At 70.7% G+C, this 24018-nt stretch carries 19 protein-coding genes; 11 read left to right on the forward strand and 8 right to left on the reverse strand.

The genetic code is table 11. The features are described 5' to 3' along the window. Positions 1 to 46: 46 nt before the first annotated feature. The 4 genes from RAMLITH_RS19815 to RAMLITH_RS19830 form a co-directional block, all read right to left on the reverse strand. Positions 47 to 1081, reverse strand: coding sequence for a Bug family tripartite tricarboxylate transporter substrate binding protein (locus RAMLITH_RS19815; RefSeq protein ID WP_238344285.1), 1035 nt, complete (start codon positions 1079 to 1081; stop codon positions 47 to 49). A gap of 22 nt (positions 1082 to 1103) precedes the next feature. Continuing rightward, positions 1104 to 2267 carry a M20 family metallopeptidase gene (locus RAMLITH_RS19820; protein WP_168109178.1) on the reverse strand — a complete coding sequence of 388 codons (1164 nt, stop codon included), beginning with the start codon at positions 2265 to 2267 and terminating at the stop codon, positions 1104 to 1106. A gap of 7 nt (positions 2268 to 2274) precedes the next feature. Then, positions 2275 to 3246, reverse strand: a complete 972-nt coding sequence (locus tag RAMLITH_RS19825; RefSeq protein ID WP_168109179.1) for a Bug family tripartite tricarboxylate transporter substrate binding protein — start codon at positions 3244 to 3246, stop codon at positions 2275 to 2277. 170 nt (positions 3247 to 3416) lie between these two features. Continuing rightward, the gene (locus RAMLITH_RS19830; protein WP_168109180.1) at positions 3417 to 4817 is read right to left on the reverse strand and encodes an FAD-binding oxidoreductase; all 1401 of its coding nucleotides are present in this window, start codon (positions 4815 to 4817) and stop codon (positions 3417 to 3419) included. Positions 4818 to 4983: 166 nt separating this feature from the next. On the opposite strand from RAMLITH_RS19830, the gene RAMLITH_RS19835 reads away from it, so the two are divergent. Genes RAMLITH_RS19835 through RAMLITH_RS19860 form a run of 6 tightly spaced genes read left to right on the forward strand, consistent with a single transcriptional unit; the run spans position 4984 to position 12214 of the window. Next, complete coding sequence (locus tag RAMLITH_RS19835) at positions 4984 to 7230, forward strand: ATP-binding response regulator (protein ID WP_168109181.1); 2247 nt, start codon at positions 4984 to 4986, stop codon at positions 7228 to 7230. A 59-nt stretch (positions 7231 to 7289) separates the two neighbouring features. After that, complete coding sequence (locus RAMLITH_RS19840) at positions 7290 to 8306, forward strand: thiamine pyrophosphate-dependent dehydrogenase E1 component subunit alpha (protein WP_168109182.1); 1017 nt, start codon at positions 7290 to 7292, stop codon at positions 8304 to 8306. After that, positions 8297 to 9262 (forward strand): alpha-ketoacid dehydrogenase subunit beta, encoded by a 966-nt coding sequence (locus RAMLITH_RS19845; protein WP_168109183.1) that lies wholly within the window; start codon positions 8297 to 8299, stop codon positions 9260 to 9262. The genes RAMLITH_RS19840 and RAMLITH_RS19845 overlap by 10 nt, the downstream gene beginning before the upstream one ends. A 52-nt stretch (positions 9263 to 9314) precedes the next feature. Further along, the gene (locus tag RAMLITH_RS19850) at positions 9315 to 9842 is read left to right on the forward strand and encodes a TRAP transporter small permease (RefSeq protein WP_168109184.1); all 528 of its coding nucleotides are present in this window, start codon (positions 9315 to 9317) and stop codon (positions 9840 to 9842) included. Further along, on the forward strand, positions 9839 to 11137 hold the full coding sequence (locus tag RAMLITH_RS19855; RefSeq protein WP_168109185.1) for a TRAP transporter large permease: 1299 nt from the start codon (positions 9839 to 9841) through the stop codon (positions 11135 to 11137). Before RAMLITH_RS19850 ends, RAMLITH_RS19855 begins: the two co-directional genes overlap by 4 nt. A gap of 42 nt (positions 11138 to 11179) precedes the next feature. After that, positions 11180 to 12214, forward strand: a complete 1035-nt coding sequence (locus RAMLITH_RS19860) for a DctP family TRAP transporter solute-binding subunit (protein WP_168109186.1) — start codon at positions 11180 to 11182, stop codon at positions 12212 to 12214. A gap of 164 nt (positions 12215 to 12378) precedes the next feature. Here the strand turns inward: RAMLITH_RS19860 and RAMLITH_RS19865 are convergent, their stop codons facing one another. The 4 genes from RAMLITH_RS19865 to RAMLITH_RS19880 all read right to left on the reverse strand — a co-directional run bounded on the left by RAMLITH_RS19865 (position 12379) and on the right by RAMLITH_RS19880 (position 15461). After that, the gene (locus RAMLITH_RS19865) at positions 12379 to 12546 is read right to left on the reverse strand and encodes a hypothetical protein (protein WP_168109187.1); all 168 of its coding nucleotides are present in this window, start codon (positions 12544 to 12546) and stop codon (positions 12379 to 12381) included. 224 nt (positions 12547 to 12770) lie between these two features. After that, positions 12771 to 13715, reverse strand: a complete 945-nt coding sequence (locus tag RAMLITH_RS19870; protein WP_168109188.1) for an aldose 1-epimerase — start codon at positions 13713 to 13715, stop codon at positions 12771 to 12773. Between the two features lie 20 nt (positions 13716 to 13735). After that, complete coding sequence (locus RAMLITH_RS19875) at positions 13736 to 14428, reverse strand: hypothetical protein (RefSeq protein ID WP_168109189.1); 693 nt, start codon at positions 14426 to 14428, stop codon at positions 13736 to 13738. A 121-nt stretch (positions 14429 to 14549) separates the two neighbouring features. Further along, positions 14550 to 15461, reverse strand: a complete 912-nt coding sequence (locus RAMLITH_RS19880; protein ID WP_168109190.1) for a glycine reductase — start codon at positions 15459 to 15461, stop codon at positions 14550 to 14552. A gap of 176 nt (positions 15462 to 15637) precedes the next feature. On the opposite strand from RAMLITH_RS19880, the gene RAMLITH_RS19885 reads away from it, so the two are divergent. The 5 genes from RAMLITH_RS19885 to RAMLITH_RS19905 all read left to right on the forward strand — a co-directional run bounded on the left by RAMLITH_RS19885 (position 15638) and on the right by RAMLITH_RS19905 (position 23990). Next, positions 15638 to 16822: an ATP-binding protein gene (locus RAMLITH_RS19885; RefSeq protein ID WP_168109191.1), complete on the forward strand. Its 1185-nt coding sequence runs from the start codon at positions 15638 to 15640 to the stop codon at positions 16820 to 16822. Then, positions 16819 to 19848, forward strand: coding sequence for a PAS domain-containing protein (locus RAMLITH_RS19890; protein ID WP_168109192.1), 3030 nt, complete (start codon positions 16819 to 16821; stop codon positions 19846 to 19848). Before RAMLITH_RS19885 ends, RAMLITH_RS19890 begins: the two co-directional genes overlap by 4 nt. Before the next feature lie 288 nt (positions 19849 to 20136). Next, positions 20137 to 21477, forward strand: coding sequence for an anaerobic C4-dicarboxylate transporter (locus RAMLITH_RS19895; RefSeq protein ID WP_168109193.1), 1341 nt, complete (start codon positions 20137 to 20139; stop codon positions 21475 to 21477). Between the two features lie 122 nt (positions 21478 to 21599). Then, positions 21600 to 22112 carry a hypothetical protein gene (locus tag RAMLITH_RS19900; RefSeq protein ID WP_168109194.1) on the forward strand — a complete coding sequence of 171 codons (513 nt, stop codon included), beginning with the start codon at positions 21600 to 21602 and terminating at the stop codon, positions 22110 to 22112. A 195-nt stretch (positions 22113 to 22307) separates the two neighbouring features. Beyond that, on the forward strand, positions 22308 to 23990 hold the full coding sequence (locus tag RAMLITH_RS19905) for a methyl-accepting chemotaxis protein (RefSeq protein WP_168109195.1): 1683 nt from the start codon (positions 22308 to 22310) through the stop codon (positions 23988 to 23990). Positions 23991 to 24018: the final 28 nt, after the last annotated feature.

Consider the following 24018-nt stretch of genomic DNA (forward strand, 5'->3'; position numbering starts at 1 on the left):
GCCGTCGCGGACAGGCATCAGGCGCCGTCGGCGCCGAGCCGGTGCGTCAATCGACCTTGGCGCCGGAGAACTTGATCACCTGGGCCCACTTCACCGTCTCGCGGCGCGCGTGCTCGCGGAACTCTTCGGGGGAGCTCGGGTCCGGCTCGGCGCCGAGCACCTTGTAGCGGTCCTTGACGGCCTGGCTGGCCAGGGCGGCGCGCATCTCCTTGTTGATGCGTTCCACGATGTCCTTGGGCATGCCGGGTGGCCCGATCAGGCCGCCCCAGGAGATCACCTCGAAGCCCTTGACGCCTGCTTCGTCGAGCGTCGGGATGTCGGGGTACGAAGGCGAGCGGGTCCTGGACGATACGGCCAGCGGCCGCACGCGCCCGGCCTGGGCCGGCGGGCCGGCCAGCGGCGTGTTGGACATCATCAGCTGGATCTGCCCGCCCTGCAGGTCGGTCAGCGCCGAGGAGGTGCCCTTGTACGGCACGTGCAGCAGGTGCGTGCCGGTCATCGACTTGAACAGTTCCACGCCGAGGTGGTCGGTGGTGCCGTTGCCGCCGGAGCCGAACGCGATCTTGCCCGGGTTCTTCTTGGCGTAGGCGATCAGCTCCTTGACGTTCTTCACCGGCAGGTCGTTGTTCACGATCATCATGTTGACGACCTTGAACGAGTTGCCGATCAGCGTGAGGTCCTTGTCGAGGTCGTACGGGATGTTCGACATCAGGCCGCGGTTGGTCGCCAGCGACACGATGTTGCCGTAGCCCAGCGTGTAGCCGTCCGGCGCGGCCTTCACCACGTCCATCGTGCCGATCACGTACGAGCCACCCGGCTTGTTGTCGATGACGATCGGCACGCCCATCTGGACGGACATCTGCTGGGCCAGGCTGCGCATCAGCACGTCGGGCGCGCCGCCGGGAGCGGACGGAACGACCAGCCGGATCGGCTTGTCCGGGTAGGCGGCGAGCGAGTGGGAGGACACGAAGGCCGCGGCGGCGGCGACGAAGGAGAGCAGGAAGGTACGTGTGCGCATGATGGAAGTGAAGAAAGCCTGGACGTTGTAGCCGAGGGCGCTGCGGTGCAGCAATCGGGTCATTCCCGCAGGATTGCAACGGTTTTCAGCGTGACAGTCGTAAGGCCGTGAGCGCGATCGCCTGCGCCCGCGGCACCATCGTGCCGACCTTGAGCCATTCGTCGGCCGTGTGGACCTTGCCGCCGACCGGGCCGGTGCCGCACAGCGTCGGCACGCCGGCGGCCGCGGTGAAGCCGGAGTCCGCCGAGCCGCCGCTGTATTCGCCGCCGGCGGCAAACCCGATGGCGCGGGCGGAATCGACGTAGGCCTCGAACAGGGCATTGCTTGCGGCGGACTGCACGAACGGCAGGAAGTAGCGCTGCTGCGTGATGTGCCCGCAGGTGCCGGGCACCTCTACCTGGCCCATGATCGCCGCCAGCTTCGCCTTGACGGCTTCCATCGCCTCGGTGGTCTTGTAGCGCACGTCGATCGAGGCGCTGGCCCATGGGGCCACCGTGTTGACGGAACTGCCGCCCTTGATCAGGCCGACGTTCACGGTGGTGCCCGATTCGTAGTCGGTGAGCCCATGCAGCTGCACCACCTTGCGGCAGATCGCCTCGATGGCGCTGGCGCCTTCGTGGTGGTTGCCGCCCGAGTGCGCGGGGATGCCGGTCACCTCGCAGTCGACGAACATCGCGCCCTTGCGACCCGTCACCACGTTGCCGCTGGGCCGGCCCGGCTCGCCGTTGAAGACGGCGCGGGCGTCGGTCGCGTGCGCTTCGATGAAGGAGCGCGAGGCCGGCGAGGCGATCTCCTCGTCGGCGGTGTACAGGCCCACCAGCGGCACGCGCAGCCCGGCCTGCGCGAACGCGGCGAGCACGAACGAGTTGACGACGAGACCGGCCTTCATGTCGGCTACGCCCGGACCGTAGGCCAGGTCGCCTTCGATGCGGAACGGCCGCTGGGCCGCAGTGCCCTCGGGGAACACCGTGTCGCAATGGCCCATCAGCAGCACCGGCTTGCCCGCCTGCGCCCCCGGCACCGCCGCCCGCAGGCAGTTGCCGGCGGTCTCGTTGCGATGCACTTCACAGGAGACGCCGTGCTGCACCAGCCAGCCGCGCAGCTCGGCGACCACCGCGTCGACCCCCGCCTTGTGGTAGCTGCCGGAGTCGATGTCGACGATGCGCTGCAGCAGGTCGAGCATCGCCGGCTGGGCGCCGGCGAGGAATTCCATGACCGCCTGCTGGCGGTCGGTGAGCGATTCGATCATTGCCTGCCTACGCCTTGATGCCGGCCTCGTCGATCACCTTGGAGTACCTGGCGAACTGGTCGGCGATATGGGCCGCGAACTTCGGCGGGTCCATCAGGTACGAATCGAGGCCGATCGCCTGCAGCTTCTTCCTGACCTCGGCATCCGCCATCGCTCTCCTGGCGGCGTCGGCGATCTTCGCGACCGCGTCGGCCGGCGTGCCCTTGGGCGCCACCAGCCCGAACCACGCGGCGGCCTCGTAGCCCGCGATGCCGGATTCGGCCACCGTAGGCACGTTCTTCAGCGACTCCAGGCGCTGCAGCGTCGTGACGGCCAGCGGCCGCATCTTGCCGGCCTCGAGGAAGCTGTTCATCTCCGACAGGTTGGCCAGCACCGTGTCGACGTGGCCGGCCAGCACGGCCTGCACCGCCGGGGCGCCGCCGCCGAACGGCGTGTAGATCAGCTTGATCCCGGCGGCGCGCTGCAGCATCTCGCCGGCGATGTGCTGCGTCGTGGCCGGACCGACCGTGGCGTACGAGATCGTGCCGGGCTTGGCCCTGGCGGCGTCGACCCAGTCCTTGAAGCTCTTGTACGGGCTCGCGGCGTTGACGGCGATCACCTGCGGCGAGTTCGTCAGGCAGGCGACGCTGTCGAAGGCCCTGATGCCGTCGTAAGGCAGGCTGGCATGCAGCTTGGCGTTGATCACGAAGCTGTTCGCCATCAGCAGCAAGGTGTGGCCGTCGGCCGGCGCCTTCGCCACCAGCGCGGTGGCGATGACGGTGCCGCCGCCCGGCTTGTTCTCGACGACCACCGGCTGGCCGAGCGTCTGCGACATGTGCTGCCCGATCAGGCGCGCCTGGATGTCGCCGGTTCCTCCGGCGGTCCACGGCACGACGATCTTCACGGGCCTGGAGGGGAAGGCCTGCGCCAGCGCGGCGGGCGCGAAGGTGGAGGCGGCGGCGGCTGCACCGGCAGCCAGGAGTTCACGGCGATTCAGCATGGTTCGAGGTCCTCGGTAGGCGGCGCGAATTGTCCGTTCATTTGCGCCGGCTTGTCATCGGCGTTTTGCCGGTTGCATGTCGCGCGCTTGACCGGCGGCAAGGTGCCGGGGAGAACTTTCGTCGTGGGCTGCCGGCGAAATGAGAACGAGCGACTGCCCCGGCGCGCGCTTCACGGCGCGGCGCGGTGCTCCAGCACCCGCCCTCGATTGAGGAGGTGCTTCGGATCGAGGGCGTTCTTCAGCGCATGCATCGCGGCGATCTCCTCGCGGCTGCGCGAATGCGGCAGGAACTCGCGCTTGGACACGCCGATGCCGTGCTCGGCGGAGATCGAGCCGCCGTATTCGCCGACCAGCCCGTACACCGCTTCCTGGATCGCCTGGAAAGTCTCCGGGCGGTCCGGCGGCTGGTGCACGCCCAGGTGCAGGTTGCCGTCGCCGAGATGGCCGTACACGACGGTGTCGCAGCGCGGGTCGATGGTGCGCACGGCGGCCTCGAACGCCGGAACGAACGCCTCCATCGCCGGGATCGGCAGGCTCACGTCGAACGGCACCGCCGGCATCAGGCTGCGCGTCACTTCCACCGAGATGTCGCGCAGTTTCCACAGCGCCTCGTTCTCGGCCCCCGACTTCGCGATCACGGCATCCGACACGGTGCCGTCCTCCAGCACCTGCTGCAGCAGGTCCTCGAGGCTGGCGGCGCCGCCGGCGCCCGCGCTCGAGGCCTCGATGAGCGCGTAATAAGGCTGTCCCGCCGGCAGCGGGGCGGCCTTGCCGGCGATGCGCACCGCGCGCGAGAAGTAGGAGTCCCACATCACCTCGAACGCCGTGAGCTCGCCGCCGAGGCGCTGGCGCGCCTGCCGCAGCAGCCCGCGCACCTGCCCGAAGCTTCCCAGTGCGCAGAGGGCCACGGTGCGCTCCCCGGGCTTGGGCACGAGGCGCAGCACGGCGCGCGTGACGACGCCGAGGATGCCTTCGCTGCCGATGAACAGCTGCTTCAGGTCGACCCCGGTGTTGTTCTTGACCAGGGGCTTCAGGCCGTCCAGCACCGTGCCGTCGGCGAGCACCGCCTCCAGGCCGACCACCAGGTCCCGCGTCATGCCGTAGCGGATCACGCGGTTGCCGCCGGCGTTGGTCGAGATGTTGCCGCCGACGGTGCAACTGCCGCGCGCCCCGAGGTCCAGCGGGAACATGAGGCCCTCGGCGTCGAGGCGTTCCTGCAGCGCCTGCAGCACGACGCCCGACTGCACCGTGGCCATGGCCGCGTCGGAATCGATGTTCTCGATCGCGTTCATGCGCTCCAGCGACAGCACGATCTCGCCCTCGCACGGGACGTGCGACTGCACGAGCCCGGTGCGGCCGCCCTGCGTCACGACGGGAATGCCGGCGGCGTGGCACAGCGCGAGCGCGCCCGAGACCTCCTGCGTGCTGGCAGGCCGCAGCACCGCGAGCGGCATGGCGCCGCGGGTGCCCTTGATATCGACGAGGTAGCGCTCGTCGGTCTCCTGGCCGGGCAGGTAGCCGCGCGGTCCAAGTCGTTCCTGCAGCGCCCGCAGCGCTTGCGCGGTGTCCATGGCTTGCCTCCGACGCCGCCTGCCGGCGGCCAGAAAAGAAAAAGAAGTACCGAATGGTGCCATGGGCCAGGGTCCGCTCCGGTGCGGCGCGTGGCCCGCAGGCCCCTCCGGTACCATGGCTGAGTGTGGCGCCGGTTCCGGTATCCGCCACCGAAAGCGGAGGTCCATGGCACCTTCAGTACCGTCGCCGGTCGCTCCAGCTGCCGCTCGCCAGCTCAAGTGGCGGCTGTTCCTGCTTGCGGCCAGCGGGCTGCTGCCGCTGGCCGTCATGGTGGCGCTGGCGCTCGCCTACCTGGTGGACGAGCGGCAGCAGGCGACGCAGCGCTCCGCGATGGCCTTGTCGCGCGCCCTGGCCAGCGCGGTGGACGCGGACCTGAACGCCGCCATCGCGGCACTGCGCACGCTCGGCCAGAGCGACGAACTGCGTCTTGCCGAATTCGAGGCGTTCTATCGCATGGCATCGCGTGTGGCACGGCAGGAAGGCTGGCGTGCCATGGTGCTGATGGACCGGCAAGGGCAGGTCCTCTTTCGCACCACGCGGCCGTTCGGCGCTCCGGACCCGGGACCGGTGGAGCCCGAGAGCGTCGGCCAGGCCCTTGCCCTCGACCGGCCCGTGGTCGGCGTGGTCACCCGGGGTTCGCAGCCGGGGCTGGCATTCGCGGTCCGCGTGCCGGTGCAGGCCGGCGGGACCTATGTCCTCACCGCCGTGCTGCCGACGGACCGGGTCCTGAACGTGCTCAAACGCCAGTCGGTGCCGGCGACCTGGGTCGTGGCAGTGTTCGACCAGAGCGGCGGCCGCGTTGCGCGCACCCGGCCAAGCTCCAGCTCGCGCGCCTCGCCCAGCCTGCAGGCAATGCTCGCCACCGGCCGGCCGGAAGGCATGGGCGTGACGACCACCCTGGAGGGCGACCAGAGCCACACCGGCTATACCCGGCTGGCCGCTTCGGGCTGGGCGGTGGCGGTCGCCATCCCGGCGGCCGAGGCGATCGCCACCGCGGTCGGGCCCGCGCTCGCCGTGCTGACCGGCCTGCTGGCGTCGCTGGCGCTCTCCGCCTGGCTCGGCCGCTACTTCGCCGGCAATGTCACCCAGCCGATCGATTCCCTGAAACAGGCAGCCGCCGCGCTCGGCCGGGGCGAGCGGGTCGAACACTCGCCGCTGGCGGTGGCGGAGCTCGACGAGGTCGGCGCCGCCCTGGCCGCGGCTTCGGAGCAGCGCGAGCGCTTCATGCGCGAACTGCAGGCGGGGCAGGCGGAGCGCGAGGCGCTGCTGCGGCAGGTGACGGATGCGCTGCAGGCGGCACAGGAGGCCGGCCGCGTCAAGGACGAATTCCTCGCCATCCTTGGCCACGAACTGCGCAACCCGCTGGCGCCGATCTCGATGGCGCTGCAGCTCATGGCGCTCAAGGGCGACGAGGCCACGGCGCCCCAGCGACGCATCGTCGAGCGCCAGCTCGCCCACATGACGCGCCTGGTCGATGACCTGCTCGACCTGTCGCGCATCACCGGCAAGCGGCTGGCCATGCGCATGGAGCCGCTGCGCGTGGCCGACCTCGTGCAGCGCGCGGCCGAGGCGATCCGGCCCGTGCTGGGCGCACGAACGCTGCACACGCAGGTCCACGGCGATGTGGCCGAGGCCTGGGTTTCCGGCGACGAAGCGCGGCTGGCGCAGGTGTTTGGCAACCTGCTGGGCAACGCCGTGAAGTTCACCGGCGAGCACGGCCGGATCGCGCTGGAGTCGCATCGGGCCGGCGACTCGGTGGAAGTCACGGTCGCCGACGACGGCGCGGGAATGGCGCCCGAGGTGTTGCAGCGCGCGTTCGAACCGTTCTTCCAGGCGCGCCAGGCGCAGGACCGGTCGCGCGGCGGCCTGGGGCTCGGACTGGCCATCGTCAGGAGCCTGGTCGAGATGCACGGCGGCAGCGTCGCGGCGCAGAGCGATGGCCCGGAATGCGGTGCGACGGTGCGCGTGCGCCTGCCGCTCGCGTCGGCGCCGGCGCCCCGCGAAGAGCCCGGACCGCCGCCGGCCGCGCCGGGCGCCGGCAAGGTGCTGGTGGTCGACGACAACCGCGATGCGGCGGACACCACCGCGGCGCTGCTGGCAATCAGCGGCTACGAGGTGCACGTGGCCTACGAGCCGGACGCCGCGCTGGCGCTGGTCGAGCGGCACGCACCGCAAGTGGCGTTGCTGGACATCGGGCTGCCGGGCATGAGCGGCTACGAACTGGCGCGGCTGGTCCGGGCGCATCCGCAGGGCGCGCGCTGCCGGCTGATCGCGCTCACCGGCTACGGCCAGGCCGATGACGTCCTCATGGCACGGCGCAGCGGCTTCGACCTGCACCTGACCAAGCCGGCGGGCGCCGACGTGCTGCTGGAAGGCGTGTCCCGGCTGATGGGAGGGCCTGGCCCGCAGTAGCGTCCAAAGGTACGGACCTATACTCGATGCTCATCCATGACTGGAGGAGCGGCATCTTGATGGAGGATCCGGCACCGGCGCTGGCGGCGCTGTACCGCACGATGGTGCGCATCCGGGCGTTCGAGAACGCGGCCGAAGCAGCCAGCCAGGGCGGTGTCAGCGCCTTCGGCACCACGGCCGGCACGGCCGCCAAGGTGCGCGGGCCATTGCATCTTTCCACCGGGCAGGAGGCGGTCGCGGCCGGCGTCTGCGCCCACCTGCGCCGCGACGACTATCTCACCTCCACCCACCGCGGCCACGGCCACACGCTGGCCAAGGGCGCCGACCCGCTGCGCATGATGTGCGAGCTGTTCGGCAAGGCGCCGGGCTACAACGGCGGCAAGGGCGGCTCCATGCACATCGCGGATTTCTCGGTGGGCATGCTGGGCGCCAACGGCGTCGTGGCCGCCGGCCTGCCGATCGCCGTGGGCGCGGCCCATGCGCAGAAGCTGCAGGGCCGCGAGGCGATCACCGCCTGCTTCTTCGGCGATGGCGCGATCAACCGCGGCCCGTTCCTGGAGGCGCTCAACTGGGCCCAGGTGTACCGGCTGCCGGTGCTGTTCGTCTGCGAGGACAACCGCTGGAGCGCGACCACCGCCAGCGGCCCGGTCACGGCTGGCGACGGCGCGGCCGCGCGCGCCGGCAGCGTCGGCATCGAAGCGGTGCAGGTGGACGGCAACGACGTGCTCGCCGTGCACGAGGAGGCCGGCAGGCTGGTGCGCGAGGTGCGCGGCGGCGACGGACCGCGCCTGCTGCACGCGCTGACCTACCGCATCAAGGGCCATGTCTCGGTCGACCCCGCGGCCTATCGCGATCCGGCCGAAGTGCAGGCGGCGCTCGAGCGCGATCCGATCGTCAGCGCGCGCCGTCGATACCTGGCGCTGGCGGGAACGCACGCGGCCACGCTCGACGCCTGCGACCGCGAGGCGGCGCAGGAGGTCGCGGCGGCACTGGCGGCTGCCGACGCGGCGCCGTGGCCGCAACCCGCCGCGGCGTACCAGGACGTCCAGGACACGGGAGCCGGCCAATGGCGCTGATGACCTATGCCCAGGCCGCGGCGCTGGCGCTGCAGCGCGGGATGGACGCCGATGGCGCCGTGGTGGTGCTCGGCGAGGACGTGGGGCGCGGCGGCATCTTCGGCCAATACCGCGGGCTGCAGGAGCGCTTCGGGGCGCAGCGGGTGATCGACACCCCGATCAGCGAGGCCACCATCCTCGGCGCCGGCGTCGGCATGGCGCTGGCCGGCCTGCGGCCGGTGGTGGAGATGCGGGTGGTGGACTTCGCCTTGTGCGCCATGGACGAACTGGTCAACCAGGCCGCCAAGAACCGCTTCATGTTCGGCGGCCAGGGGCGGGTGCCCATGGTCGTGCGCATGCCGGTCGGGATCTGGGATTCGTCGGCGGCGCAGCACTCGCAATCGCTGGAGAGCTGGTTCGCGCACATGCCGGGGCTGGTCGTGGTCTGTCCCGCGACGCCGCAGGACAACTATTCGATGCTGCGGGCCGCGCTGGCCAGCGGCGACCCGGTCGTCTACATGGAGCACAAGACCTTGTGGGGCGCGACCGGCGAGGTCGACGAGGCCCAGGCGGTGCCGCTCGGCACGGCCCGCGTGGTGCGTCGCGGCGATGCGCTGACGATGGTGAGCTGGAGCCGCCAGGTGCAGGCCTGCGCCGAAGCCTGCGAGCAGCTCGCCGCCGGCGGGATCGAATGCGACCTGATCGACCTGCGCAGCATCTGGCCCTGGGATCGCGCTGCCGTGCTCGAATCCTGCGCCCGCACCGGCCGGCTGCTGGTGGTGCACGAGGCGGTGCAGGCCGCCGGTTTCGGCGCCGAGATCGCAGCCACCGCCGCAGAGGCGACCGGCTGCCGCGTGATGCGCCTGGGCGCCCCCCGCATCCCGGTCGGCTACGCGCCGGTGCTCGAAGCCCAGTCGCGGGTGACCGCCCCCGACATCGTGGCCGCGGCGCGATCGCTGTCGCAGTCGCCGCGCTAGAGATATCCACTATGGCCAGCCGATCGCCGCCGGCCTAACCTTGCGTCCGTTCATGTCCGTGTCCCCCGACCTCCCGCCCGTCCCCGGTGAACTGCCCGATCCGGCCGGCATCGAAGAGCCCACCCGCGTGCCCCTGGCCATCGAGGACTGGCTCACCGTCGTCGTGATGGGGCTGCTGGCGCTGATCACGTTCGCCAACGTGCTGGTGCGCTATTTCACCGACCAGTCGTTCGCCTGGACCGAGGAGTTCTCGGTCTTCCTGATGATCGTGCTGGCGCTGGTCGCCGGTTCGGCTTCGGTGGCCCGCAACCTGCAGATCCGCATCGAGTATTTCGCCGACAACGGGTCACCCGCGCGCCAGCGGGCGCTGGCGATGTTCGGCGCGGCCATGGTGTTCCTGCTGTTCGCGCTGATCGCGGTGCTCAGCACGCGCATGGTGTACGACGACTTCACCTATGGCGAGACCTCGCCGGGCATCGGCGTGCCGCAGTGGTGGTACACGATCTGGCTGCCGGTGATGTCGGTGGCGATCGCCGGGCGTGCCCTGGGCCTGTTCATCCGCCGGAAGCGCCAGGCATGATCACCACGCTCCTGTTCGTCGCCTTCGTCGTCATGCTCTTCGCGGGCGTGCCGATCGGTGCCGCGCTGGGCCTGGCCGGCGCCGTGTGCATCGCCATCGCCAACCGCGACGTCCAGTGGTTCGGCCTGCTGGCCGTGCCCCAGAACTTCTATGCGGGCCTGGGCAAGTACCCGCTGCTGGCGATCCCGATGTTCGTGCTGGTCGGCTCGATCTTCGACCGCTCCGGCGTGGCGCTGCGGCTGGTGAACTTCGCCACCGCGATCGTCGGCCGCGGGCCCGGCATGCTGCCGCTGGTGGCGATCGGCGTGGCGATGTTCCTGGGCGGCATCTCCGGCTCGGGGCCGGCCAACGCGGCGGCGGTGGGCGGCGTGATGATCGCCGCGATGCGCCGCGCCGGGTATCCGCCGGCGTACTCGGCCAGCGTGGTCGGCGCCGCCGCGGCCACCGACATCCTGATTCCGCCGTCGGTGGCGTTCATCGTCTACTCGGTGCTGGTGCCGGGCGCCTCGGTGCCGGCGCTGTTCGCCGCCGGCATGGTGCCAGGGGTCATGGCCGGCCTCGCGCTGATGATCCCCGCCGTGTGGATGGCGCGTCGCCACAAGATGGGCGCGCAGGAGGCGAGCCTGCCGCGGCCCCCGTTCTGGAAGAGCCTGCGCGAGGCGGTGTGGGGGCTGGCCGCCCCGGTGCTGATCCTGGGCGGCATGCGCGCCGGCTGGTTCACGCCGACGGAGGCGGCCGTCGTCGCCGTGTTCTACGGCCTGTTCGTCGGCATGGTGGTGCACCAGACGATCCGCGTGCGCGACCTGTTCGTGATCCTGCGCGAATCGGGCGAACTGTCGGCGGTGATCCTGCTGGTGGTGTCGCTGGCAGGCATCTTTGCCTATTCGCTGTCGACGCTGGGGGTGATCGATCCGCTGACCCGCGCCATCGTCAATTCCGGGCTCGGCGAATACGGCGTGCTGTCGCTGCTGATCCTGATGCTGGTCACGCTGGGCATGTTCCTGGACGGCATCTCGATCTTCCTGATCTTCGTGCCGCTGCTGCTGCCGATCGTGCACCACTACCAGTGGGACGTGGTCTGGTTCGGCGTGATCCTCACGCTGAAGGTGGCGCTGGGCCAGTTCACGCCGCCGCTGGCCGTGAACCTCATGGTGTCGTGCCGCATCGCGCGCGTGCCGATGGAGGACACGGTGCGCTGGGTCGGCTGGATGCTGTTCTCGATGTTCCTGGTGATGGTGGCCGTGATCGCCTGGCCGCCGCTGGCCACCTGGCTGCCGCACCAGCTCGGCTACTGACTTTCTCCCCGCAACTTCATTCACCCCCGAAGGAGACCACCGATGAAATTCCGCCGCACCGTCCTTGGCCTGGCCATCGCCGCCACCGCGCTCGCCTTCGGCACCGGCGCCATGGCGCAGGCTGCCTACAAGCCCGAATACAAGATGTCCCTGGTGCTGGGCCCGCCGACGCCGTGGGGCATGGCCGGCAAGATCTGGGCCGACCTGGTCAAGGAGCGCACCCAGGGCCGCATCAACATCAAGCTGTACCCGGGCGTGTCGCTGATCCAGGGCGACCAGACCCGCGAGTTCAGCGCGCTGCGCCAGGGCGTGATCGACATGGCCATCGGCTCGACCATCAACTGGTCGCCGCAGGTCAAGGAGCTGAACCTGTTCTCGATGCCCTTCCTGATGCCAGACTACGCGGCCGTGGACGCGCTGACGCAGGGCGAGGTCGGCAAGAAGATCTTCCAGGTGGTCGAGAAGGCCGGCGTGGTGCCGCTCGCCTGGGGCGAGAACGGCACGCGCGAGCTCACCAACTCCAAGCGCGCCATCAAGTCACCAGAAGACCTGAAAGGCATGAAGATCCGGGTGGTCGGCTCGCCGCTGTTTTCCGACACGTTCAACGCGCTGGGCGCCAACCCGACCCAGATGAGCTGGGCCGACGCGCAACCGGCGCTGGCCAGCGGCGCCGTGGACGGACAGGAGAACCCGATGTTCCTGTTCACGATCCTGAAGATGCACACGGTGGGGCAGAAGTATGTGACCACCTGGGGCTACGTCACGGACCCGCTCATCTTCGTGGTGAACAAGGAGATCTGGAACTCGTGGACGCCGGCCGACCAGAAGATCGTGCGCGAGGCGGCGATCGAGGCCGGCAGGCAGGAGATCGCGCTGGCGCGCAAGGGCCTGGTGGAAGCCGACAAGCCGCTGCTCAAGGAAGTGGCCGGCATGGGCGTGACGGTGACCCAGTTGTCGCCGGCTGAGCGCGAGGCGTTCGTCAAGGCGACGCGGCCGGTCTACGAGAAGTGGAAGAAGACCGTGGGTGCCGACCTGGTGAACACGGCCGAGAAGGCGATCGCGGCTCGGAAGAAGTAAACCCAACAGCCGGACGCAGAAGCCGCAAAAGTTGCGCAGAAGCCGCAGAAAGTTGGAAGGAACGAGGGCGATCCCCGTCTCTCATCTTTCCCTCTGATTTTTTGCGGCTTCTGCGTGATCTCTGCGGCTTTTGCGTTCGGCTGTCCGCCTCAACACGCGAGGCGTCACCGCGAATAACTGCCGACCGGGAACATCCGCCGCGCCTTGTCCGCGAGCTCCTGCTGCCGCAGCATGATGCGCGGCAGGTCGGGGTGCAGCGGGTTGATCTCGCGCATCGCCCAGCGATAGAAGGCCTGCGCGACCATGACATGGATGAGGCTGAGGATTTTCATGGGCGTATGGTCCGGGGGCGTCCGCCGGCGCCGTGTAGGCGCCAGACCCGTCCACTGCTGGGGTTCGGACCGACACGCGATGTCGGACGAAGCAGACGCTCTCGCGCGCAGCCGCTTGTTGCCTTGTTCACCGACTGTTGCGCTGCCTCAGCGGCAGGCATTGGTGCTTTCCCTTGTCCGGCTGGGCCCGGCGTCGCGCCGGAAGCGGGTCTCGGCCCGCCGGGCTATTCCCAGCGCGGCGCGAGCGTGAAACGCGCCTCCAGCGTCTCGCCGGGCGCGAGGCGCGCGCCGCCGAGCGGCCCGCGGCCGTAGTGCGGCAGCAGGTTGAGCCAGTCGGTGCACTGGCTCACCGGCTCGGCGCAGAAGTGGTCGTAGCCGCGCGGGCAGTACAGCACGAAGTAGTCCAGCGGCGGGTGCGCCTCCATCACCAGGCTGCGCCGCGGCCCGTGCTGGTCGAGCGGCCATTCGACGAGCGTGCGGTGCTCCCAGCCGACGAAGTTGTTGTCCAGGTCGAGGTCGGCCAGCACCACGCCTTCGCGCAACCGGGCCACGACGTCGTTGGCCTCGAGCGTCGTCGGCATCACCTGCGAGTCGCCCATCCACATGGCTGCGGCCGGGCTGGTCAGGCGCGTGCCGGGCGGGTGCGGAAAATACGGGTGGTGCCCGATGCCCACCGGCATCGCTGCCGTGTCGTGGTTGGTGACGGTCATGGTGACCCGCAGGGCCTGGTCCGTGAGCTCCAGGTGCTGCTCGGCGGCAAAGCGCCACGGCCAGGCCGCGCTGGCGGGCTCCTCCAGGCGCAGCGATGCGTGGTGGCCGCCCGCCAGCGTCACGGTCCAGGGCCGCAGCCAGCCGATGCCGTGCAGCGGATGCGGCGACGACGGATCGCCCGGATGGTTGGGCGGCATGCGGATGTCGCGTCCCTCGAAGCTGGCGCGCCCGTCACGGATGCGGTTGCAGAAGGGCACCAGGGGGAAGCTGGCCATCGCCAGCGGATTGCGCCGCGCGAGGCCTTGCTCGCTGGCCGGCCGCAGCCAGTCGACCCGGCCTTGCCGGCCGCCCCGGTCCCACGTGCCTTCGAAGCGGGCGATGGAGCCCCCGGCATCGGGCGCCACGTCGAGGCGCAGCGTGCCGGCCTGGAGCCGGAGCAGTCTGGGCGAATCGGCCATCGGTACGGTTGTGACGCGGCTCAGCGGCCGTCGCCGTCCGCGTCGCCGGGGAGCTTTCGCTCGAAGCGTTCCCACCCGGCGCGGGCCGCATGCCGCGCTTCGGCCCAGGTCAGGCGCGACTGGCCGCGGTACGACTCGTCCCAGTCGTTGCGGAAGGACGGCTCATAGCTGTCGAAGTTGCCCTGGTCGTAGCGCGCGCGGCTCTCCCACCCCATGCGATAGGCCGGGCCGTAGTCGTCGTACGTGCGCTCGGGGTCGTAATACGGCTCGCGGACGTGGTTTTCGCGCCAGTACGCGTCTTCCTCGTCGTGGTTCACCGCGTGGGCCGCGCCCTTGCCGGCGGCCCCGCCGGCGACGGCGCCCACCACCGCGCCGACGCCGGCGCCCACCGGTCCGCCGAGGCTGCCGCCGGCCATCGCGCCGGCCGCGGCGCCGCCGCCGACCCCGACGCCCTTGCCGACGTTGTGTTCGTGCTGGAAATCCTGCGGCTCGGGGTTTGCGGCCTCGGCGGCGCCGCGTCCGACCAGTCCGCCGGCGACGGCGCCGATCACCCCGCCGACGACCGCGGCCACCGGGCCGCCCATCGCCGCGCCTGCGGTCGCGCCCGCCACCGCGCCGCCGGCGATGCCGACGCCGGTGCCGACCGGGTGGTCGCCGGCGAGGGAGCGGTCGTGGTTCAGTTGTCCGGTTTCGTCTGTCTTTTCCTTGGCCATGGGTACTCCTTCAGGGGATGCGAGAAGGAACCATGGTCCGGCGCGCCGCGCCAGCCCGGCGTCAGCCGGGGGCCGGGCTGGCCGTAGGACCAGGATGCGGGGACCGGCCTGGCGCGGCGGTTCAGCGCTGCGATCGCGCCTCGACCTTGGCGGCATCGAATTCGGCGCGCAGGCGCGCCAGTTCGTCCGCGCCCACGCGAGCCGGGTTGCAGTAGTCCTGCTTCCACTCGGCCGACTCGCTCCAGCGCTGCGGCGACTGCACGGTGGTGCGCGGTGCCGGCGCCGACTCGAGCAGGCGCAGCGCCAGCTCCAGCGTCGCCGCCTGCGACGCGGCATCGTGGGGCTTGCCGGCCGCGTTGCCCAGCGGAAAGTCGCTGAACAGGAGGCGCGGCACTCCCACGTGTTCGACGACGTCCTTGGCGCAGCCCATCACGACGGTGGCGATGCCGGCCGCTTCGAGCTGTCGCGCGGCCAGGCCCAGCGTCTGGTGGCAGACCGGGCAGTTCGCGACCAGCAGCGCGGCGTCCACGCCGTCCGCGCGACAGCGCGCGACGATCTCCGGCGCGTCGACCTCGACGGTGCGGCGCTGGCTGCGGTTGGTGGGCGCACCATGGAAGCGCGGCGCGACGCGCCCGATGCGGCCGGCCGCCGCCGCCCGCCGCAGCGCCGGCAGCGGAAACCAGGCCCCGCTGTCCTCCATCGAGGTGTGCCGGCGGTCGATCGCGACGTGCGCGATGCGCAGGTCGTGGTCCCCGGCCGTGTCGCCCGAATAGACCTCGTGGAACTTCGCCGCGCCGTTGTACGGCGCGCCGGGGCCTTGCGGCCCCTTGGCCGGATCGAACGGCACTGCCGTCGTGACGATCGCCACCGTGCATTGCGCCAGCGGCTTGCCCAGCGGCTGGAACGGCACCTCGGCGTGGTGCGCCCAGCGGTAGGGATTGCCGTAGCCGAGCGCCAGGTACCAGTCGCGCGTGCGTTGCATGTACGCGATCGGCCGGTCGTCGTCGGGCAGCGGGTCGGCAGCGGGGTCCATGCGCGCATTGTCACTCCGGCACTCGTGGCCGATACCATCCGCGAGGCCGGCACGCGGGGCCGGGGGCGGAAATACCGCACGCTGCCCGCGCAACCCCGCCACGGATCCGGGTTCCACCGGCGGCGGCCGGCCGGCCGCGCGGGTAAGCTGGTGCGAGAAGAAATACAGGGACTGGAATGAATCATGGAGACCGCGCCTTGCGGCTGGAGCACGCGCGCCTGCACCGCGACCTGGCGGATTCGCGCCGGCAACTCGAGGAAGTCCGCGCCGAATTCGATCGCTTCGCGGGACGCCTCGCCCATGACCTGCAGGCCGTGATGCAGGTCAACGAGGGCTTCGCGGCGGCCTTGTCACGCACGGCCGCGACCAAGCTCGACGACCGGGAGCGGCATTACCTGGAGCGGATCGCCGCCACCAGCTTGCGCGGCAACCGCCTGGTGCACGAGGTACTGGCGTTCGCCCGGCTCGGCGTCCACCCGATCGAGCGGCGACCGGTGGCCCTGGCCGACGCCCTGGCGCGGGCGCGGCGTTTCGTGCAGGACCAGGCCGAGGACCGCCACGTCGAATGGATCACGGGCGAGCTGCCGACGGTGGCCGGCGATGCCTCGCTGCTGCAGCAGGTGCTGGCGGACCTGCTCGCCAACGCGCTGCACTCCAGCCGTGAGCGCGCGAAGGCGGTGATCCGCGTCGAGGGCGCGGCCACGGATGGCGGCTGGGAGATCCGGGTCGCCGACAACGGCAGCGGCTTCGACCCGAAGGCTGCGGACCGGCTGTTCCAGTCGTTCGAACGCCGGCCCGGCGCCGGTGGCGAAGCAACTGGCCTGGCGCAGGCGCGCCGCATCGTGGAGCGCCACGGCGGCAGCATCCGCGCGGAAAGTGCACCCGGGGGCGGCACGCTGTTCGCGTTCACCTTGCCCGCGACCGGCGGGCTGGAACCTGATGCGCCGCCGCCGGACGCAGCGCGCCAGGCGGACCCGCCGCAGCCCGCCGCGCTGCGCGTGTTGCTGGTGGATGACGATCCGATGGTGCTGCTGTCGCTCACGAACATGGTGCAGCTCGATGGCCACCACGTGGACAGCGCCGCGGGCGGGCAGGCCGGCGTCGAGGCCTTCCGGCAGGCGCTGGCGCAAGGGCAAGGCTACGACGCCGTGATCACCGACCTGGGCATGCCCCACGTGGACGGGCGCGAAGTCGCGCGCCTGGTCAAGCAGGCCAGCCCCGCCACCCGCGTCATCCTGCTGACCGGCTGGGGCAGCACCGGCAGCGCGGAGGGCGACGGCAGCGAAGTCGACGGCATCCTGGCCAAGCCGCCGCGCCTGGCGCAGCTGCGCGAGATCCTCGCGCCGGTGCGGCCGGCATGAGCGACCGATCGCCGGCCGGACCGCGCGAACAGGCCGCACTGTTGCTGGCCGCGCAGCGCATTGCGCGCATGGGCAGCTGGCGCCTGGACCTGCGGTCCGGCCGCCTGGCCTGGTCCGACGGAACCTGCGAACTGTTCGGGCTCGACGCCGGCCAGTTCGAAGGAACGCTCGAACATCTGCGGCGCCTCGTGCTGCCCGAGGACCGGCCGGCGTTCGAGCGCGCCTGCGCCGCCCGGGCGGGGGAGGAAACGGACTACCGCATCCGCCGGCCCGACGGGGCAGTGCGCTGGCTGAACGCCCGCGGCGACGTCGAGTGCGATGCTTCCGGCGTCGCGACCGCGCGCGTCGGCGTCGTGGTCGACGTGACCGAACGGCGCGTCGCGCGCCAGGCGCACGAACGCGATGCGTGGTTGCTGCGCATCGCCAGCGAAGCGGCGCGCGTGGGCGGCTGGACCATCGAGCTGCCGGAGCGCAAGCTCACGTGGTCCGACGAGAACTGCCTCATCCATGACGTGCCCCCGGGCTACCAGCCCACGCTGGAGGAGGGACTCGCCTACTTTCCTCCCGAGTACCGCGAGGACGTGATCCGGCTGGTCGGCACCTGCGAACGCGACGGGACGTCCTACGACTTCGAGGCCGAGAAGTACACGGCCAAGGGGCGCCGGATCTGGGTGCGCTGCTGCGGCGAGGCGGTGCGCGACGCCGCCGGCCGGATCGTGCGCCTGCAGGGCTCCATCCAGGACATCTCGCGGCAGAAGGCCGCCGAAGCCCAGATCCGCAGCCTCGGCGTGCGCCTCACCGCCACCCTCGAGAACATCACCGACGGCTTCTTCACGCTGGACCGGCACTGGCGGTTCACCTACGTCAACGCGGCGGCCGAGCGCGTCCTGGAGCGCAGCCGCGACGAACTGCTCGGCGGCAACATCTGGGACAAGTTCCAGCCCGCGGTCGGCACCCCGTTCCAGCACCATTACGAGCGCGCGCTGGCGGAGAACGCCACCCGCAGCTTCGAGGCCTTCTATCCGCAACTCGCGAAATGGTTCGAGGTGCGCGTCTATCCGAGCCCCGACGGACTGGCGGTCTACTTCCGGGACGTGACCGAACTCAGGCGCCACCGCGAGGCCTTGCACGAGAGCGAGCGGGAACTGCGGGCGCTGGCCGAGTCGATGCCGCAGATGGTGTGGATGGCCGCGCCGGACGGCAGCAACATCTATTGCAACCAGCGCTGGATCGGCTACACGGGCCTGGGTGCCGCGGAGAGCGCGGGCGCCGGCTGGCTGCAGGCCGTGCATCCGGACGACCGGCAGGCCATGGAGCTCGCGCGGCCGCGCGCGGCGCCGTCGCGGGAGGATTTCACCGTCGAATGCCGGCTGCGCCGCGCGGACGGCGAATACCGTTGGATGATCGTGCGCGGCACGCCGTACCACGACCAGGGCGGGCGAGTCGTCAAGTGGATGGGAACGTGCACGGACGTGCACGACCTGAAGCTGTCGATGGAGGCGATCCGCATCAGCGAGGAGCGCTTCCGGCTGCTGGCCAAGGGCACGCAGGATGCCATCTGGGACTGGGACATGCGCGCCGACCGGCTGTGGTGGAACACCGGCGTCGAAACGCTGTTCGGGTTCCGGCCCGACGAGGGACAGGCGTCGATCGAGTCCTGGTCGCGTGGCGTCCATCCCGACGACCGCGAGGCGACGATCGGTGGCGTGCGCCAGGCCGTCGCGGCGGGCGCCGATGCCTGGTCCGGGAACTACCGGTTCCGCCGTCGGGACGGCACTTATGCGTGGGTGTCGGGGCGGACGCACGTCATTCGCGGCAGCGACGGCGCGCCGGTGCGCATGATCGGCAGCATCGCCGACATCACCGAACGCGTCGCGCTGGAGGAGCAGCTGCGCCAGGCGCAACGGCTGGACTCGCTCGGGCGGCTCACCGGCGGCGTGGCGCACGACTTCAACAACCTGCTGACGGTGATCGTGGGCAACGCCGAACTCCTCACCGAGCAGCTGGCGGCGCAGCCGAGGCTGGCGGCGCTGGCCGGCATGGTGGTGCAGGCGGCCGACCGCGCGGCGGAGCTCACCCGCCACCTGCTGGCGTTCGCGCGCAAGCAGCCGCTGCAGCCGCGCGCCGTCGACGCCAACGAACTGGTGGCGAACATGGCACCGCTGCTGCAGCGCACGCTCGGCACGCACGTCGAGATCGTGCTGGCGCCGGCCGACGGGCTGTGGCGCGCGCTGGTCGACCCGGCCCAGCTCGACAACGCCTTGCTCAATCTTTGCGTCAATGCCCGCGATGCCATGCCGCAGGGCGGGCGGCTGACGATCGCCACCGCCAACCGCGAGGTGTCGGCGCAGGAGGCGCGGCTGCATCACGGCCTGCAGGCCGGCGCTTACGTGGTGCTCTCCGTGTCGGATACCGGTACCGGCATCGCGCCGGAGCACCTGCGGCGGGTGTTCGAGCCGTTCTTCACGACGAAGGTGCCGGGCAAGGGCATCGGACTGGGCCTGGCGATGGTGTACGGCTTCGCCAAGCAGTCGGAAGGCCATGTCGACATCTCTTCGGAACCGGGCCAGGGGACCACCGTGAAGCTGTTCCTGCCGCGCACCCTGGACGCCGGCGTGGCGGCGCCGCCCGAGGCCGATGCGGCGCCGGCGCCGGGGCAGCACGAAACCATCCTGCTGGTGGAGGACGACCGCATGGTGCTGCGCTACGCCCACGAGCAGCTGGTGGCCCTCGGCTACCGCGTGGTGCCGGCGGAGACCCCGGCACGGGCCCTGGAGATCATCCGCGGCCGCGAGCCGATCGACCTGCTCTTCACCGACATGGTGATGCCGGGCATGAACGGACGGCAGCTGGCCGAACACGCGGCGCGACTGCGGCCGCGGCTGAAGGTGCTCTATACCTCGGGCTACGCCGAGGGCGGCGTGGTGCACGGCGGCCGCGTCGACGAGGGCGTCCACCTCCTGAGCAAGCCGTACCGGCGCGAGGAACTCGCGCGGCGGCTGCGCGAGGTGCTGGCCCGGCCTTGATGCGGCGCCGCCCGGCCGTTGACGGTTGTCAACGGCTTCGGGCAACGGCGGCTCCACAATGAAGGCGTTGATCGGGTGGCCTGGCAGGCAGGCCCCGACAGCACATCCCGCATCCCCCCACAGGGCTGCAGACCCGAAGCCGATGCGGTGATGTTTCCCCGGCCGGCCGGGTGCAGCAGCGCCCGGCGGGAGCGAGCAGGTGGCCTGCCGCGCCCGCGAGGCCAGCCGGACCCTTGCAACTCGTACGGAACCGCCGTCCCGGCAATGGAGGCCGGGCGCGGACATGCCATGTCCTTCACGCTGCAACTCGCCATCGTCCTCGCGTGTCTCTTCTACGGAGCGCGCAAGGGCGGCATCGCCCTGGGCCTCCTCGGAGGCATCGGCCTCGTCCTCCTCGTGTTCGGATTCCACCTGCCGCCGGGCAAGCCGCCGGTGGAGGTGATGCTCACCATCGTCGCGGTGGTCGCGGCGTCAGCCACCTTGCAGGCCTCGGGCGGGCTGGAGGTGATGTTGCAGGCGGCCGAGAAGGTCCTGCGCCGCAACCCCCGGTACGTGTCGATCCTGGCCCCGTTCACGACCTGCACGCTCACGATCCTGTGCGGCACCGGACACGTGGTCTACACCATGCTGCCGATCATCTACGACGTCGCGATCAAGAACGACATCCGGCCCGAGCGGCCGATGGCCGCCTCGTCGATCGCGAGCCAGATGGGCATCCTCGCCAGCCCGGTGTCGGTGGCCGTCGTGTCGCTGGCCGCCTTCCTGGCCAAGGCGCCGGTCGGCGGCACCGTCGTCGATTTCGTCATGCTGCTGTCGATCACCATTCCGTCGACGCTGGCCGGCGTGCTGGCGATCGGCATCTTCAGCTGGTTCCGCGGCAAGGACCTGGACCAGGACGAGGAGTTCCAGGCCCGGATCGCCGATCCGGAGGTGCGCAAGCATGTCTACGGCGAATCCACCACGCTGCTGGGCAAGAAGCTTGCCGCCGGCCAGTGGCTGGCGATGTGGATCTTCCTCGGCGCCATCGCCGTCGTGGCGACGCTGGGCGCCTTCGAAGCACTGCGGCCGGCCGTCAACGGCAAGCCGCTGTCGATGATCCTCACGATCCAGATGTTCATGCTGCTCGCCGGCGCGCTGATCATCGTCTTCACGAAGACCGATCCGGCGGCCATCGGCAGGAACGAGGTGTTTCGCGCCGGCATGATCGCGGTGATCGCCGTCTTCGGCATCGCCTGGATGGCCGATACGGTGTTCGAGGCCAATCTGCCGGCGCTGAAGGCCGCGCTGTCCGAGGTGGTCAGGAACCATCCGTGGGCGTACGCGCTGGTGCTGCTGGTGGTGTCGAAGCTGGTCAACTCGCAGGCTGCCGCCGTCAGCGCGATGGTGCCGGTGGCGCTGTCCATCGGCGTGCCGCCCGGCTACATCGTCGCGTTCGCGGCGGCGAGCTACGGCTACTACATCCTGCCGACCTACCCGAGCGACCTGGCGACGATCCAGTTCGACCGCTCCGGTACCACGCGCATCGGCAGGTTCGTGATCAACCACAGCTTCATCCTGCCGGGCCTGATCGGCGTCGCCACCTCGTGCCTGGTCGGGCTGGTGCTGGCTTCGGCGCGCGGCCTGGTCTGAAGCCGGTTGCGGGCCGCGTCCGGCGGCCCGCCCGCGACTTGCGCACCGCCTCCGGCTGGCCGCGGCGTGCCGCCTGTGCTACTTTCCAGGGAGCGAATCGCAAGCACGACGAGGAGTTCGAAGTGGAAGCATCGACGACCGAAGGACCAGGCGCCGCGCAGGAAGTCTTCGAGCGCCTGGAGGCCGCCGTCTTCCAGCGTTACGACCAGAAAGGCGTGCCGGGCGTGGTGCGGCTGCTGCAGACGCTGCAGAAGTGGGTCGGCCTCTTCACCGCGTTCGGCCAGGAGGATGGCCGCGACCTCGACGCGATCGCGACCAGGAAGCTGCTGGAGCGGCTGGCGGCGCCACAGGCCGGCTCCACCTGGGCCCGGGAGCAGCTCGCCGAGGACCAGAGGCGGTTCGACGAATCCACGCTGCGCCTCCTGCTCGACGAACTCGAGCTGTTGCACGAGCACCATGGCATGGCGCGCATGCTCAGCGCGGACCCGGTCCTGTCGCTGATGGCGGTGTCCGGGGCCGACGCGACGGATCCGGTCGAGGCGAACAAGGCCGCCTCGCGCGCGCTCCACCAGTACCTGGAGCAATTGCGCGCGGCACGCTGCGCCGTCGGCGACAGCTGGTGGACCCGGTATTGACGCTGGTCAATGTTTCGGCCGCTCCCGGCCTTCATGTCCGGGCCGGACCGGCCGATATCGGGAGTGTCACCGCGCGACGACCTGCGCGGCCGACGCGCCGATGTCCAGCCGGGAAATTGCGGGCTGGGGCAAGAGGCCGCCGCCCGGATGGGCGCTGGCACCAGGGGTCGTCCGTGCGAAGTCTCAGGGTCCCAAATGTTTCTCTCCAATCTCAGAATCCGCTCGCGGCTGGCCGTCGGCTTTGGCGCGATGGCAGTCATCCTCGTTCTCATCGGGAGCGCGTCCTGGTACACGATCCGCTCGTTCTCGGCGACGCTGCGTGACATCGACGAAAAGAACACCCAGGCCACGATCCTGCTGGCCAGCGTGCAGAACGCCGTCTGGCAACTGCGCTACGGCATCTCGCAGTACATCGCCGTGCCGGACCCGGCGTCGCGATCGGCGATCGTCAACGACACGGCCAAATGGCAGGCGCAGATCGATGCGGCGCTCAGGAAGTACGGGGCGATGGACCACCAGGCCGAAGAGCGTGCGGCGCTCGAGGCGTTCTCGAGGCACTACAAGGAGTATGCGGAGGCCCGCCCGCGCTGGCTGCAGTTGTACGGCGAGGGCAAGCTCGAAGAGGCGGCCGAATGGCGCGGCAAGACCATCCTGAAGTCCGGCGCCGCGATGGTCAAGACGCTCGAGGCGCTGGTCGACGCCCAGCGCGACGACTCGCAGGGCACCCAGCAGGCGGCGCTGACCGCCGCGGCAAGGGCGGAACTGGCACTGATGGTCTCGCTGGCACTGGCGCTGGCGTTTGCCGCCGGAGCGGGGCTCCTGATCGGCCGCAGCATCGTCCTGCCCCTCGAGGAGGCCATGAAGACCACCCGCCGCGTCGCGGCCGGCGACCTGACGCTGCAGGCGCGCAGCCACGGCAGCGACGAACTGGGCCAGCTCATGGCTTCGCTGCAGGAGATGAACGACAGCCTGGCCCGGGTGGTGGGAAGCGTGCGCTCGGGTACCGACGCCATCGCCACGGCTTCCGGCCAGATCGCCTCGGGCAACCAGGACCTGTCGCAGCGCACCGAGGAGCAGGCCGCTTCGCTCGAAGAGACCGCCGCCTCGATGGAGGAGCTGACCGGCACCGTCAAGCAGAACGCGGAGAACGCACGCCAGGCCAACCAGCTGGCGCAATCGGCCTCGGGCGTGGCCACCAGGGGCGGCGAAGTGGTCGGCCAGGTGGTCGAGACCATGTCGTCGATCAACCAGTCGTCCAGGAAGATCGTCGACATCATCACAGTGATCGACGGGATCGCGTTCCAGACCAACATCCTCGCGCTCAACGCCGCGGTGGAAGCGGCGCGTGCCGGCGAGCAGGGCCGCGGCTTTGCCGTGGTGGCCTCGGAAGTTCGCAGCCTGGCGCAGCGCTCGGCGGCGGCCGCCAAGGAGATCAAGGCGCTGATCGACGACTCCGTCAGCAAGGTGGATGCCGGCAGCGTACTGGTCGGACAGGCCGGCGCGACGATGGCCGAGATCGTCGGCAGCATCCGCCGCGTGACGGACATCATGGGCGAGATCGCGGCGGCCAGCCAGGAGCAGACGCGCGGCATCGAGCAGGTCAACCAGGCGATCACGCAGATGGACCAGGTGACGCAGCAGAACGCGGCGCTGGTGGAGGAAGCCTCGGCCGCGGCGCAGTCGATGCGCGAGCAGGCGCACAACCTCGTGGCCGCGGTGAGCGTGTTCAAGCTGGCCGAGGGACTGGCAACCGCCCGCGCAGCCACGCCGGCAGTGGTCGCCGCACCGGCGGTCAAGGTGGCCGCGCCGAAGGCAGCCAGGCGCGTTCCGCAGCTGGCCGTCGCGGAGGCATCCGAACAAGACTGGCGAGAGTTCTAGGAAAGCGGAACGCGGGAGCGGACAGCCG

It is taken from the genome of Ramlibacter lithotrophicus, from assembly GCF_012184415.1.
GTDB lineage: Bacteria > Pseudomonadota > Gammaproteobacteria > Burkholderiales > Burkholderiaceae_C > Ramlibacter > Ramlibacter lithotrophicus.